At 70.7% G+C, this 13,554-nt stretch carries 13 protein-coding genes; 8 read left to right on the forward strand and 5 right to left on the reverse strand.

Annotation, left to right across the window (positions count from 1 at the left end; genetic code table 11):
• Nucleotides 1–384 precede the first annotated feature (384 nt).
• Nucleotides 385–1,533 (reverse strand): epoxide hydrolase family protein, encoded by a 1,149-nt coding sequence (locus tag ACIQMU_RS15870; RefSeq protein WP_402689029.1) that lies wholly within the window; start codon nt 1,531–1,533, stop codon nt 385–387.
• A gap of 97 nt (nt 1,534–1,630) precedes the next feature.
• Between ACIQMU_RS15870 and ACIQMU_RS15875 the strand changes: the two genes are divergently transcribed.
• The 6 genes from ACIQMU_RS15875 to ACIQMU_RS15900 all read left to right on the forward strand — a co-directional run bounded on the left by ACIQMU_RS15875 (nt 1,631) and on the right by ACIQMU_RS15900 (nt 7,137).
• The gene (locus ACIQMU_RS15875) at nt 1,631–2,293 is read left to right on the forward strand and encodes a TetR/AcrR family transcriptional regulator (RefSeq protein ID WP_352244047.1); all 663 of its coding nucleotides are present in this window, start codon (nt 1,631–1,633) and stop codon (nt 2,291–2,293) included.
• Nucleotides 2,277–2,672 (forward strand): TIGR03618 family F420-dependent PPOX class oxidoreductase, encoded by a 396-nt coding sequence (locus ACIQMU_RS15880; protein ID WP_402689030.1) that lies wholly within the window; start codon nt 2,277–2,279, stop codon nt 2,670–2,672. Before ACIQMU_RS15875 ends, ACIQMU_RS15880 begins: the two co-directional genes overlap by 17 nt.
• 319 nt (nt 2,673–2,991) lie before the next feature.
• Complete coding sequence (locus ACIQMU_RS15885; protein ID WP_402689031.1) at nt 2,992–3,330, forward strand: inner-membrane translocator; 339 nt, start codon at nt 2,992–2,994, stop codon at nt 3,328–3,330.
• 626 nt (nt 3,331–3,956) lie between these two features.
• Nucleotides 3,957–5,384, forward strand: coding sequence for a pyridoxal-dependent decarboxylase (locus ACIQMU_RS15890; protein WP_352244051.1), 1,428 nt, complete (start codon nt 3,957–3,959; stop codon nt 5,382–5,384).
• A gap of 242 nt (nt 5,385–5,626) precedes the next feature.
• Nucleotides 5,627–6,415, forward strand: coding sequence for an IclR family transcriptional regulator (locus ACIQMU_RS15895; RefSeq protein WP_352244052.1), 789 nt, complete (start codon nt 5,627–5,629; stop codon nt 6,413–6,415).
• Nucleotides 6,412–7,137, forward strand: a complete 726-nt coding sequence (locus ACIQMU_RS15900; protein ID WP_402689032.1) for a 4'-phosphopantetheinyl transferase family protein — start codon at nt 6,412–6,414, stop codon at nt 7,135–7,137. Before ACIQMU_RS15895 ends, ACIQMU_RS15900 begins: the two co-directional genes overlap by 4 nt.
• On the opposite strand, the gene ACIQMU_RS15905 is transcribed toward ACIQMU_RS15900, so the two are convergent.
• Nucleotides 7,089–7,844 (reverse strand): helix-turn-helix transcriptional regulator, encoded by a 756-nt coding sequence (locus ACIQMU_RS15905; protein WP_352244054.1) that lies wholly within the window; start codon nt 7,842–7,844, stop codon nt 7,089–7,091. The genes ACIQMU_RS15900 and ACIQMU_RS15905 overlap by 49 nt on opposite strands.
• Before the next feature lie 53 nt (nt 7,845–7,897).
• Between ACIQMU_RS15905 and ACIQMU_RS15910 the strand changes: the two genes are divergently transcribed.
• Together ACIQMU_RS15910 and ACIQMU_RS15915 are read left to right on the forward strand one after the other, a co-directional pair.
• Complete coding sequence (locus tag ACIQMU_RS15910; RefSeq protein WP_352244055.1) at nt 7,898–9,091, forward strand: MFS transporter; 1,194 nt, start codon at nt 7,898–7,900, stop codon at nt 9,089–9,091.
• Nucleotides 9,091–9,357 (forward strand): hypothetical protein, encoded by a 267-nt coding sequence (locus tag ACIQMU_RS15915; protein ID WP_402689033.1) that lies wholly within the window; start codon nt 9,091–9,093, stop codon nt 9,355–9,357. Before ACIQMU_RS15910 ends, ACIQMU_RS15915 begins: the two co-directional genes overlap by 1 nt.
• Here ACIQMU_RS15915 and ssuE read toward each other — a convergent pair.
• From ssuE to ACIQMU_RS15930, 3 genes are read right to left on the reverse strand one after another with little or no spacing between them, the layout of a single operon-like run.
• A complete protein-coding gene (ssuE, locus tag ACIQMU_RS15920) occupies nt 9,322–9,885 on the reverse strand; it encodes an NADPH-dependent FMN reductase (RefSeq protein WP_352244057.1) in 564 nt (187 codons plus the stop codon). The two genes, ACIQMU_RS15915 and ssuE, sit on opposite strands and share 36 nt — an antisense overlap.
• 16 nt (nt 9,886–9,901) lie before the next feature.
• The gene (locus ACIQMU_RS15925) at nt 9,902–11,425 is read right to left on the reverse strand and encodes an FAD-dependent oxidoreductase (protein ID WP_352244058.1); all 1,524 of its coding nucleotides are present in this window, start codon (nt 11,423–11,425) and stop codon (nt 9,902–9,904) included.
• The gene (locus ACIQMU_RS15930; RefSeq protein ID WP_402689034.1) at nt 11,422–13,503 is read right to left on the reverse strand and encodes a molybdopterin oxidoreductase family protein; all 2,082 of its coding nucleotides are present in this window, start codon (nt 13,501–13,503) and stop codon (nt 11,422–11,424) included. Before ACIQMU_RS15930 ends, ACIQMU_RS15925 begins: the two co-directional genes overlap by 4 nt.
• Nucleotides 13,504–13,554 lie beyond the last annotated feature (51 nt).

Here is a 13,554-nt window from a genome sequence, read left to right on the forward strand (position 1 = left end):
TCAGACGGTTCGCCGACCTCGGCCTCGGTCACGTTGTTGCTGGTCATCGATGCATCTTCCATGATCGGGAGTTACACCGAACGTTTTACAGTCCCGTTACAGAGTGCCTTTTTTGCCCGCAGGCATCGCCCGCCACACCAACCCCGCCTGTGCCGCACTCCAAGAATTGCCCGATAGGCGGGCGGATCGGGCGAGAGAGACCTCTCGGGGCCATATGCGCGTGCTGCACGAGTCCGCCCACGGTCACGCCGGACTGCGATGTCGGCACGACCGCATCGCCCTCCGAGGGAGGCGGCGCCCGCAGGCTCCGGGCACGGCGGCCGGTCCGTGAGACGGCCGGCGGCATCCCTTCCCGGCCGCCGTGTTCACGCCCCCCGGCTCGTCTCAGCGGAGTGAGCGAAAGGTCGTCCGGATCTCATCAGTGAGGACCGCGGGCTGCTCGAGGGCTGCGAAATGCCCGCCGTGGTCCAGTTGGCGGTAGTGGAGGACGTTGGTGTACCGCCGTTCGATCCACCGCTGGGAAGCCTGGATGGCCTCACCGGGGAAAATGCTGAATCCGGCCGGCACCTGGTTCGGCTCGGACGGGGTGGGCGCCTCTTGCCGTGCTTCCCAGTACAGGCGTGCCGAGGATGCACCGGCATTGGGCAGCCAATACATCATGATGTCGTCCAGAATGTCGTCGCGGTCGATGACCGATTCGGGATCGGCGTCGCTGTCCGTGACGTCCTGGAAGAGCGTGTAGATCCATGCGGCCAGCCCGGCAGGCGAGTCGGCGAGCGAGTAGCCGATGGTCTGCGGCCGGGTGGACTGCTCCTTGAAGTAGCCGTCGAGCAGTGTCCGGTAGTTCCGCGCTGCGGCCAGCATGCGCTGCTCGTCCGGTGTCGCCTCGCTGATCTCCTGGGCGGTGGGGAAGACCATCGGCAAGTTGACATGCATGCCGAGGAAACCCTCGGGTGCCTTGCGGCTGATCGCTTCCACGACGGCCGACCCCCAGTCGCCCCCCTGTGCGACCCACTCGCCGTAGCCGAGACGGTCCATGAGCGTGACCCAGGCGTCGGCGATTCGGGGGACTCCCCAGCCAGGCGCGGTGGGCTTGTCGGAGAAGCCGAAGCCGGGCATCGAGGGAATGACGACATGGAAGGCGTCCTCGGCCCGGCCGCCGTGCGCGACGGGATTGGTCAGCGGCCCGATCAGGTGGCGGAATTCGAGGATCGAGCCAGGCCAGCCATGGCAGAGCAGGAGCGGGAGCGCCGAGGGTTCGGGCGAGCGCGCGTGCAGAAAGTGCACGCCCACGCCGTCGAGGCAGGTACGGAACGACCCGACGTCGTTGATCTCCTTCTCGCAACGCCGCCAGTCATAGTCGGTGGCCCAGTGGTCGCACAGCGCGCGGATCTGCTCCAGCCGCGGGCCCTGGCCCGGGCCGGTTTCCCGGTCCGGCCAGCGCGTATCGGCGAGGCGGCGGACAAGACGGTCGAGTTCCCGGGCGTCCACTGCAACGCGGAAGGGCTCGACACTCGCGGGCTGGGGTGACATGCGGCATCTCCTTGGATGGGGGCGGACACCACCGTAACGCCTAAGTGGAATTCGGATTCAACTTGAGAAGAGTTTTTCCACTTGTTACGGTGTGCACATGGCAGAACGTCCCCTGCGCCGCGACGCGGAGCGCAACCGCCGGCTCCTGCTGGAAACAGCGCACGCCCTGATGGTGCGTGACGGACTGGAGGTGTCGTACGAGGAGATCGCCACCGCGGCCGGCACCGGCATGGGCACCGTCTACCGTCGGTTCCCCGATCGGCAGGAGCTCGTGGACATCTTGTTCGCCGAGCACATCGAGGCCGTCGTCGAGCTTGCCCGGCAGGCGTGTCAGTCCGACGACCCCTGGACCGGACTCACCTGGTTCATGGAGCGGCAGCTCGAACTGGAGGCAGGCAACCGTGGCCTCGGCCAGCTGTTGCGCGGCGGTCATCAGTCGTCCGAACTCGTGAGCCGGGGGCGTGCCCAGATCACGCCACTCGCGGCAGATCTGCTCGAGCGGGCGATCCGGGCCGGCCGGCTACCGGCCACGGTCACGCCCGCCGACTTGGTCACGGTCCACCTCATGGTCGGTTCGGTGATGGATACCGCCCGAGGCATCGACCCGGATCTGTGGCGACGCGCCCTGACCGTGGCACTCGCCGGGCTCCAGCACGCCGAGCTGCCCGCCAGGCAACCGGACGAAGAACTCATCGATCGCCTTTACGGCGTCCCCGCCACACCGCGAGAGAAGAAGGTCGCCGATGAACCTGCCGAATGACCTGGTCGATGTCCTGCACACACCGGCCCTCTGCTTCCTGACCACCCTCATGCCCGACGGATCCCCGCAGATCACCCAGACGCGGGTCGACACCGATGACGACGACATCCTCATCAACACGGTGACCACACACCAGAAGACGAAGAACATCGCCCGCGACCCGCGCGTCGCCGTCGCCATCGCCGACCCGGCCGCGCCGGCCCGCTACTGGGCGGCCCGTGGCACCGTCGCATCGGCCACGACGCAGGACGCCGAGGAGCACATCGACAAACTGGCGCACAAGTATCTGGGCCGCCCCTACCCGCAGTTCGGCGCCCAGCAGCAGGAACGCGTGCTGCTGACGATCAGCGTCGACACGTTGCACACCCCTCGCCGCTGACCAGCGGCACGGCGCCCGACCCCAGAGCTCCCACCTGGCTCTCATGGTCGCGCAAGGGCCCCTCAAGCCTGTCGACCGGACGCCGCCGACGCTGGGGGGCTTTGCCTTCACCGGAGGAACCTCTCCAGTCTCCCGAACTACGAACTGCACACGCTTCTCGGGACGCAGGTCCTCCGCTACCCCTACCGCTCAAACTGAGCGCCTGGGAGAGGTCACCGGGACCGGGTAGGCAGGTAGGCGCATGTAGGGCGGAGAACGCCTGGGTTGCGGCTCGGCCACGGACCGTTCGAAAGTATCGGTTCCAGGCGATCGTCAAGCCATGCCCGAACTCACCGACCATCAGTCCTCCGGCGCGGAGCGTGCCCTCACCGCAGGTTGTCTCCTGCTTCTCGTGCTGATCGCGGACGTGGCGGCCGCGCTGTTGGTGGTCATCGTGCTCGCCGTCCGCGGGCTGGGCCGGGTGGATGCCGGCGCCGGACAGGCAACGGCCGGCGTGCCGCCCCCGGGTTGGGAGCCGGTGCTGGGCTTCGGTGGTCTGGCCCTGGCGGTCGGCGTGACGGCCGTCGTGTTGCTGTGGATCGGCAACCGGGTCGTGGGGGCGGTGCAGTTGATGCTCTGCGTTTTCCTGGCGGTCTACACGCTGGGGTGCTGGCTCTGACCCAACCTGACCGTATCGTACGTGCGTTGTTGCCGCGGCGGCCCGGGATCCGGGCCGGGGATCGTGGTCGGGCAGTGTCGTCGGTCCTGTGGGTCCTGTGGGTCCTGAGGGTGCTGCGGGTCATGCGGCCCGGCGGCCGGCGGCCCGCAGCGGCGTGTGACACGTCGGCGGTCGCAGCCCGGCGCCCTTGCGCTTGCGTACGGTGTGTGCATGCGCGGCGCCCCCGTCGGGTTCCGCGAGTTTTCGCACGGACCCTTCGATTCGCCGGGCGACCCGGTGTCCGGCCCCGTACGGGGCCGGGTCCGGCCGACGTGGCCGGTGTGGCTGACCTCGGGTTTCCCGCGGTGGGGTGGTGAGCCGGCCGGGGGTGCGGAACGTTGGACCGGGGGCCTTGCGAAGGTGTCATTTCGGAGGGCGGACCGGCCTGTCGCGATTGCCACGCGCAGAGCCGGGCTGAGACGCTAGGCCGGACTGGCCGGTCAACTCCATTGCTGTGGACGCGGGTTGCGGGCCGAGGCGGCCCCTTGAGGCGGCCTCTGGCCCGGTTCCGTGGAGCCGGTCATGCTGGAGCCGATGGGGGCGCCCAGCGCCGTAACCTTTCTGCTTGTGACGAACGGAGTGCAGCTGTGCATCCTGACCTGGCGGCGGATCTGGCGCGTCTCCCCTCGCTTCTGCAGTCCGTGAGAGAGCATGCGACAGCCTTCCTCGACGGGGTGGAGGAGCGGGAGGTCGTTCCGCCGTTCGAGGGTTCGCGGGCGGCCGGTCTTCCTGAGCGGGGGAGTGGTCTGCGCGCCGCGCTCGGGGACTTCGCGGAGCGCTGGGAGCCCGGCCTGTCGGCGAGCGCGGGTCCGCGGTACTGGGGTTTCGTCACCGGCGGTGTGACTCCCGCCGCCCTCGCGGGGGACTGGCTGACGGCCGCGGCGGACCAGAACTCCTTCTCCTCGCTCGACGGCGCCGGGCAGGAACTGGAACGCGAGACGGTCGCCTGGCTCCGCGATCTGTTCGGGCTGTCCCGCGAGCAGGAAGGGACCTTGGTCAGCGGGGCGACGATGTCCAACATGGTCGGTCTCGCCGTGGCCCGGGAATGGCTGGGGGAGCGGCTCGGCGTCTCTCCCGCCGAAGAGGGGGCGGCCGCGCTGGGAGCGGTGCGGGTGCTGTCCGGAAGCCCTCATTCGAGTGTGCCCAAGAGCCTGTCGATGCTGGGCCTGGGCAGGAGGTCGCTGGTCCTCGTCCCCACCCTGGCCGGGAGGGAGGCGGTGGACCCCGTCGCGCTGGAGGCGGCCCTCGAACAGGCCGACGGCCCGTGTGTCGTCGTGGCGAACGCGGGTACGGTCAACTCGGGCGACTTCGACGACCTCCGCGCCATCGTGCGGCTGCGCGACCGCTACGACTTCTGGCTCCACGTGGACGCCGCTTTCGGAGGGTTCGCCGCGCTCTCCCCCGCGTCGGCGTACCTGGTGGACGGCATGGACGAGGCCGACTCGGTCTGCGTGGACCTCCACAAGTGGCTGAACGTGCCCTACGACAGCGCGGTGCAGTTCACCCGCCGTCAGGATTTGCAGATCCGTGTCTTCCGCAATGCCGCGGTCTACCTCGGTCCCGATGCGGCCGCTCGCCCCGATGCCGCGGGGGGCGGGGTCGACCGTGTGCACCGGACGCCGGAGAATTCCCAGCGGCTGCGTGCGCTGGCGGCGTGGTTCACGCTCCGTGCCTACGGGCGGGAGGGGCACCGGGAGATCGTCGAACGGTGCATGGCGTGCGCCCGCTCCCTGGCCGCGTCCATCGACGCCGCTCCGGGTCTGCGGATGCTGGCTCCGGTGCGGCTCAACGTCGTGTGCTTCACTCTTGCCGAGAACCCCACCCCCGCGCGGCTGGCCGCACTCTCCGGGAAAGCGGCCGGTCGGGTGTTTCTCACCCCGACCGTGTACGCGGGTGTTCCGGCGCTGCGCGCGGCGTTCGGCAATTGGCGGACCACCGAAGCCGATGTCCGTATCGCATTCGAAACTTTGTGCGAGAGCGTACCTCCGGATTCCCTGGAGTCCCCGGGGGCGTGACGCGCGCCGTGTGCCGGGGCCTTGGGTGACGCGGCAGGTCACCCGGCCTCCGGCCGGACGTGACGCTCCCCATGGCACCGCGTTTTCCGCTGTCGTGGGAGCACCCTCGACCGAACGCTGTTCACAACCGCTACGATATTCGAACGGTACTTTTCCAGGAGTGCGCACAACTAGAGTCATGTGTGAACGAGGTTCATGATCTGGCTAGGCGTGTTCGGCTGTGACTTCCAAGGGGAAAATCCATGGTTCAAGCGGTGCACCGAGCGGTCCAGGTACTCAAGGAATTGGCGACGGGGACCCAACGGCTCGGAGTCAGTGAGCTGGCGATACGGCTCAACGTGGCCAAGCCCACCGCCCATGCCTTGCTGCGCACACTGGAGTCGGAGGGTCTGGTCACGCAGGACGTGGAGACCAGCAAGTACCAGCTGGGGCCCGGGCTCGTCACGCTGGGCAACGCCTACCTGGACTCCCACAAGCTGCGGATCAGGGCCGTCACCTGGGCGGACATCCTCGCCACCCGCACGGGATCCGCGGTCTGGGTGGGGGTCATGGTGGACCGGCAGGTCCTCGTGATCCACCACGCTCCCCGCCCCGGCGCCACGGTGCAGACACTGGATACCGGAGCCAGCCTCCCATGGAACACCTGCGCCTTGGGCAAGGCGATCGTGGCGTTCCTGCCGCCCGGGCAGCGCACCGCACTGCTGGGCACGGAGCTGACCCGGGTGACCGGCGCCAGCATCGACGACCCGAAGGTCCTGGACGAGCAACTGCGAGGCGTACGCGAGATCGGGTACGCGCTGGACAACCAGGAGTCCACGCTCGGAGACGCCTCGGTCGCGGCGCCCGTCTTCGACCACACCGGACAGGTGGCCGGCGCCGTCGCGCTGGTCGGTCCGGTCGAGCGCTTCCTGGACGAGTCCGCACACCACGAAGGGGCCATCGCGACGCGGGAGATCGCCCGCAGCCTCTCTCGGGACCTCGGCGCTCCCCGCAACGCCGGACTGAGCGCCGAACGTCTCCTCACACCGTGATCCGCCCGGTGGCGGCGGCGGGACCCTTCGCCGACGCCGCGGTGGAGGAGGCGGAGTTATGGCTGCTGGAGCCGCACACGGCGAGCGGACCCGACCTCGATCCCACCCTCCTGGGCGAGGAGGAACGCCGGAACCTGCGTCGGATCGGCGACCCCGGAACCGGCGTGCGGTACGCCGCGGCACACATCTGGCTGCGCCGGCTGCTGGGGGAGCGGCTCGGCGTCCCGGCGGCGGACGTCCGGTTCGCCCGCGAACCCCGCCCGGGAGGGAGTGGGTCGCAGGAGGGCCGGCCGGTCGTCCTCGACCCGGCCGGGCGGACCCACTTCTCCCTCTCGTACGGCGGCGACTCGGTGCTCATCGGGATCGCCGCCCGGCCCCTGGGAGTGGACATCGAGCCCGTGCCCGAGGCCGCCAGAGCGCGGGCCCTCGCCCGTGTGCTGCATCCGGCGGAGGCGGCGGAGGTCGCCGCCGACCATGACGCGGCACTGACGTTCGCCCGCATCTGGACGCGGAAGGAGGCGTACCTCAAGGGCATCGGCACGGGGCTCGGCCGCGCGCTGGACGCCGACTACCTCGGCCTGCGGGACCGCACGGCCTCGCCGCGGGGCTGGGCCCTGGCCAACGTGGAAGTGGCCCGGGGCCACGCGGCGGCCGTCGCCGTCCGGACGGAGCGTCAGGCGTCCGTGCCGCCCATCCGGTGTCTGCCCGGAGTGTGGCCGTAGGCGTGGCGGAAGACATCGATGAAGGCACTGGCGGAGGACCAGCCGCACCGGTGCGCCACCGTGGTCACCGGGACGCCCTCGGCCAGCAGCACCAACGCCTGGTAGAGGCGTAGCTGGGTGCGCCACTGAGGGAACGTCATGCCGAGGTCGGAGGTGAACAGGCGGGACAGCGTACGGGTGCTGACGCCGGCCTCCTTGCTGAGCGCCGCCAGCGTGCGCTGTTCACCGGGGTTCGCCCGCAGGATGTCGCAGATCTCCTTGAGGCGGCTGTCGGTGGGGGTCGGGAGGTGCAGCGCCTGCTGCGCGGACGCCGCCAGCCGGTCCAGCAGCACGGCCCGCAATCGGCGCCGCTCGGCACTGTCGTCGTCCGGATCGCGGGTGTAGGCGAGGATCAGCTCCCGCAGGAGGGGCTTGACCGTCAGCACGGTCGGCGCGTCCAGCCCCAGCGGGTTGTCCGTCGCGGGCAGTCCGACCAGACGCAGGTCGAGCGCCCCATGGGCGTGGTGCGCGTGGACGGTGCCCGCCGGCACCCAGATCGCCCGGGTCGCGGGCGCGATCCACGTCCCTATGTCCGTCGTGATGGCCAGGACGCCGCGCGCGGCGTAGATGATCTGGTGGTCGTCATGGCGATGGGCATCGATGTCCGTCCCCGCCGCCAGCCACTGGGTGCGCGTCGGAGCGATCGACTCATGGCGGATATCCTTCATTACTTGTCCTTTTATCGGAAGCGCGCCCGTGAGTCCAGGGCGACGATGGTCCGGTGGCAAAGAACCGAGCAATCACCCTGCTGTCCGTCGGACACGCCTGCGTCGATGTCTACCAGGGCGCCGTGGCCGCCCTGGTCCCGTACTTCGTGGCCGAGCGCGCATACACCTATGCGGCGGCCTCGGGCATCGTGCTCGCCGCATCGCTTCTCTCCTCGGTGGCGCAGCCCCTGTTCGGTGTGCTCACCGACCGGCGTGCGATGCCGTGGCTGCTCCCCGTGAGCACGATCGTCGGGGGGCTGGGCATCGCGCTGAGCGGACTGAGCGGTTCCTACGCCCTGACCCTCGTGTTCGTCGCCGTGGGCGGCGTCGGTGTCGCCGCCTACCATCCGGAATCGGCCCGCGTGGCGCGCATCGCGAGCAAGGGCAGCAACACGGCCATGGGCTGGTTCTCCCTGGGCGGCAACCTGGGCTTCGCGTTCGCCCCGGTCCTGATCGCCGTGGTCGTGGGAACCGGCGGCCTGCGGCTTTCGCCGCTGCTCATCTTCCCCGCCCTGATCGGCAGCGCCCTGTGCCTTCCCGTGCTGCGCGGGATCGAGCGCACGGCCGCCGGGTCCAGCGCCCCGGCGCAGGCCCCCGCCCGGCGCGACGACTGGCCGTCCTTCACGAAACTGGCTCTCGCGGTGATCTGCCGGTCGATCGTCTTCATCGGCCTGAGCACCTTCGTCGCGTTCTACGTACGGGCGCGCACCGGCGGCGGCATGGCGGCCGGGACGGCCGCACTCGTCGTGCTCTATCTCGGCGGCGCGGTCGGCACCGTCCTCGGCGGCAAACTGGCGGACCGCTGGGACCGCGTCACCGTGGTGCGTCAGTCGTACCTCCTGACCGTCCTCGCCGTGGCGGGACTCGTGTTCGTACCGGGCCCCGCCGTCTACCTGTTCGTGGCGCTGACCTCGGCCGGGCTCTACATCCCCTTCTCGCTCCAGGTCACGCTCGGCCAGGACTACCTGCCCAACCGCGTCGGCACCGCCAGCGGCATCACGCTCGGGCTGACGATCAGCATCGGCGGCCTGTTCAGCCCCCTGATCGGACGCCTGGCCGACGTCACGTCCCTGCAGACCGCCCTCATGCCCCTGATCGCCCTCCCGGCGCTGGCCTGGCTGCTGTGCTGGACCCTCGTCGAGCCGGCCGTGCCCGGCCGGCCGGCCGCGACGACCGACTCTCCTACCCCTGAGGAGGTGAAGAGCTGATGTCTTCCTCGCGCTCTTCCGCAAGAGATCTCGCACCGGCACGGAAGCCCCCGTACACAGACCGCGACGCGAGCCCGGCGCGGGAGGTGTGCCCGCTGCGCAACCGGGGGTGCGCGGCCACGCTGACCCAGCCCTGCTGGCGGCTGGAGTCCACCCACCTGACCTCGCAGGGCGAGATCGAGTACTGCCGGTGCTCCTGCGGGGCGAGGGTCATCCTCCACAACGGCGAGTTATCGGCGTTCATCGGCAAGGAGGGGGAGTCGTGAAGGGGCGGGCAACGCCTCGCGGAACTGCTCCACCACCTCCGCGAGCCCCTGGGAGCTCGGCGGCAGGATGCGCAGTGTTCCGCTGCTGACATCCAGGTGCGTGTCCAGCAGGAAGAAGCTCTGCACCACATGGCGGGCCCCCAACGAGTGGGCCACCGGCCGCAGTGCGTAATCGAGAGCCAGCACGTGTGCCGCACTGCCGCCGGTGGCCAGGGGCAGTACCGCCTTTCCCGAGAAGCCGAACTGCGGGAGCAGGTCCAGAAAGGTCTTCAACAGGCCGGAGAAGCTGGCCTTGTACGTGGGAGTGGCCAGGACGATCCCGTCCGCCTGGGCCACCTGGTCCACCGCGGCGGAAACCGCCGGGTGCGCGACGTCCGCGCTGAGCAGGGGTGCGGCCGGCAGGGTGCGCACCTTCAGGTGTTCGGTATGCCACGCGTACGTGTTCAGTTGTTCCGCCACGAGTTCACCGAGGCGTTCCGTCCTGGAGGTGGACGAGGGGCTTGCGGAGATCACCAGAATCTTGGTCACAGTCAGTCCTTCGATGTCAGGGGGCCAGTAGTTCTGGCACCGGGTCACGGTGGTCGTCCCGCCGCGAAGAGGCCGGGGAGGCGTGGTCCACGGGAGGGTCCTGCTCGTCGCCGCTCCTCGCGGCGTCCGCGTCGGGCTGTTCGTGCTTCGCGCGGAGCCACCGGCAGATCTCCTTCACCGGGCTGCGGCACCCTCCGCAGCCCGTGGTGGCCCGAGTGGCTTCGGCGAGTTCGGACTCCTCGCGCGCACCCCGCAGCCAGGCGGTGGCGAGATCGTTCTTGGTGACGTTGCTGCAACGGCAGATGACCGTCTGCCCGGGCAGGGACCCCGGGTCCTGCGCGGGGCCGGCCACGGCCCGGCCCATCAGCAGGGAAAGACGGTCGTTGGGCGCCGCCTCCTCGGAGTCGTAGAGCTGGCTCACGGCCGCGACGGAGTCCGGGAGTCCCAGGAGTACGGCCCCGACGACGCGCGTGTCCAGCACCGACAACCGGGCGTACTGACCGCGCGCGGGATCCGTGAGGACGACCGTCTCGGCACCGGCGACTTCGCTCTCGCCCGCGCCGATGACGGCCAGGTCCACGCCACGCGCCTTGAGCCGGGTGATCGTACGGGTGCCGGCATACGGGCGCGGTTCACCGGCGAGCACCCCCGCGAGCACGTCCGCCTGCTCCCAGGCGGGGGCGATGAGCCCGCTGACCTCGCCGTGGGCCTCCGCGCAGTCGCCCAGGGCGTGGATACGGGGGTCGCTGGTGCGGAGGTACTCGTCCACGACGACACCGCGTTCGACCCGCAGCCCGGCATCGCGGGCCAGGGACGTCTCCGGCACGACACCCGCGCAGACGATCAGCAGCCCGGCCGCGACCGAGGAGCCGTCGCGCAGGGTGAGCCGGTCACCGGTCCAGGCGGTGGCCATGCGTCCGGCCAGGACGCGGACCGAAAGGCCGTCGAGGGCCGTCGCCAGCAGATCTCCTGCCGCGGGCCCCAGCTGACGGTCCATCGCATGCGGTCCGCCGTGCACGACATCGACGTCGTACCCCCGCTCGCTCAGGGCACGCGCCACCTCCAGGCCCAGCACTCCGCCACCCAGGACGGCGACGCTGCCCCGCACCGGCAACCGGTCCTCGACGAGCCGGCAGTCGGCCAGGGTACGCAGAGCGACCACGCCCTTGGCGGGCCGCCCGTCCTCCTCCGTCAGCCCTTGCACCGGAGGCAGGAAGCACGCCGCGCCGGTCGCCAGAACCAGGTCGTCGTAGGGGAGGACCATGCCCTCGCCGGTACGCACCTCCTGCCTGCGCCGGTCGATGGACTCCACCCGCACCCCGGTGAGGACGCGGACGCTGCCTTCGGGATGCCGTGCGAGGTAGGTCGCCTCCGCGGCCAGCCGGCCCGCCAGGACCGAGGCCAACAGCACCCGGTTGTAAGCCGGTTCGCTCTCCGCGCCCAGAATGGTGACGTCGGTGCCGGGAGCGCGCGCACAGAGCAGTTCGGCCAGACGGTGTCCGGCCGGCCCGTTTCCGATGATGACGACGCGGCGGCTCACAGCTGACCGCCCACCGCGACGCCGGGTTCCTCGTCCACGGGCTCCAGACGCGCTGCGCACACCTTGAACTCCGGCATCCCCGACGTGGGGTCCAGGGCCGGGTTGGTGATCGAGTTGGCTCGTCCGGCGTCGGGAAAGTGAAAGGGCAGGAAAACCGTGTCGGTGCGCAGGGAGGCCACCGTGCGTACCCGGGCGACGGTCGCACCCCGGCGGGAGACGACGCGGGCGAGGTGACCGTCGTGGACCTTGGCCCGCAGCGCGGTCTCCGGATGGACCTCGACGAAGGCATCGCCCGCGGCGGCCACCAGTTCGGGAACGCGCCGGGTCTGGGCGCCGCTCTGGTAGTGCGCCAGCACCCTGCCGGTGGTGGCGTGCAGGGGGTACGCGGCGTCCGGGAGCTCCGCGGCGTCACGATGTGTCACCGCGACGAACCGGGCACGCCCGTCGTCGTGGGCGAAGCGGTCCAGGAACAGCCGCGGGGTGGACTCGCCCTCGCTGCGGCTGGGCCAGTGCACGGGAGCGTCGAGGCCGTCGAAGTCGATGCCGCTGTAGTCCGCGACACCGCCGGCCGACGCGCGCCTCAGCTCGGCGAAGACCTCGCGGGGCTCGGCGGGGAACCGCTCGGGGGGCTGCCCCAGGCGGACGGCGAGTTCGCGCAGCACCCACAGGTCGCTGCGGACCTCGGCCGGCGGGTCGAGAGCACGGCGCCGGCGGAGCACCCGCCCCTCCAGGTTGGTCATCGTGCCGTCCTCCTCGGCCCACTGCGTGACCGGCAGCACGGCATCCGCCATCCGGGCTGTTTCCGACGGGACGAAGTCGGCCACCACCAGCAGGTCCAGGGCGGCCAGGCGCGCGGTGATCCGCCGAGCGTCGGGAGCGGAGACGACCGGGTTCGAACCGAACACCAGCAGGGCCCGGGGCCCGCCGGGGCGGCCGAGGGAGTCCAGCAGCTCGTAACCGCTGGGACCCGCACCCGGAAGCTCGTCCGGATCCACGCCCCACACCCCGGCCACGTGAGCGCGGGCCGCCGGGTCCGTGATCTTGCGGTATCCGGGCAGCTGATCCGCCTTCTGCCCGTGCTCCCGCCCGCCCTGCCCGTTGCCCTGCCCCGTGAGGCAGCCGTAGCCGGAGCCTTCCCGGCCCGGCATCCCCAGGGCCAGCGCCAGGTTGATGTAGGCCGCTACGGTGTCCGTTCCCTTGGAGTGCTGTTCCGCACCCCTTCCGGTGAGTACGTAGCGGCGTCCGGCCGCGGCGAGCATCCTCACGGCGACGTACTGGTCCGCCACGGGAACGCCCGTGACCCGCTCGACCCGCTCCGGCCACCACTCGGCGGCCCGGCGCCACGCTTCCTCGAAACCGGTCGTGCGGCGGGCGACGTAGGAGCGGTCCACGTGGCCGTCCGTCACGGCGGCGTGCAGAAGTCCCAGTGCCAGAGCCAGATCGGTGCCCGGCATCGGACGCAGATGCAGGGCCGCGCGCTCGGCCGTGGCCGAGCACCGGGGGTCTATCACGATGAGATCGGCCCGCTCCAGATGCTGCATCAGCGGCGGCATCGTCTCGGCCACGTTGGCACCGGCGAGCAGGACCACGTCCGCCGCCGCCAGATCGGTGACCGGGAAGGGCAGACCTCGGTCCGTGCCGAAGGCGGCGGTGCCGGCCGCGGCGGCCGAGGACATGCAGAAGCGGCCGTTGTAGTCGATCTGCGACGTGCCCAGTGCGACTCTGGCGAACTTGCCCAGCAGGTAGGCTTTCTCGTTGGTCAGCCCGCCGCCGCCGAAGACGGCGACCGCATCCGGCCCCGACTCGTCGATGATCCGGCGCAGCCGGGTGGCGGTGTCGTCCAGCGCGGTCGGCCACGAGACCCGCCGATGGGCGGCCCGCGAGCCGTCGCGCAGCAGGGGCGAGGTCAACCGGTCGGACGCGGAGAGCAGTTGAGGGGCCGTCCAGCCCTTGGCGCACAGACGGCCCGCGTTGACCGGGAAGTCCTCGTCCGGCTGGACCGTGACCCCCTCACGGGACGAGACCTCGATTGTGGTCCCGCACTGGAGGGCGCAGTAGGGGCAGTGTGTCCTGACCATCCTCAGTTTCCTCACAATGGTGGTCAGCCCCGGCCGGCGTGCCGGCCGGGG

The organism is Streptomyces sp. NPDC091649 (assembly GCF_044756785.1).
Taxonomy (GTDB): Bacteria; Actinomycetota; Actinomycetes; order Streptomycetales; family Streptomycetaceae; genus Streptomyces.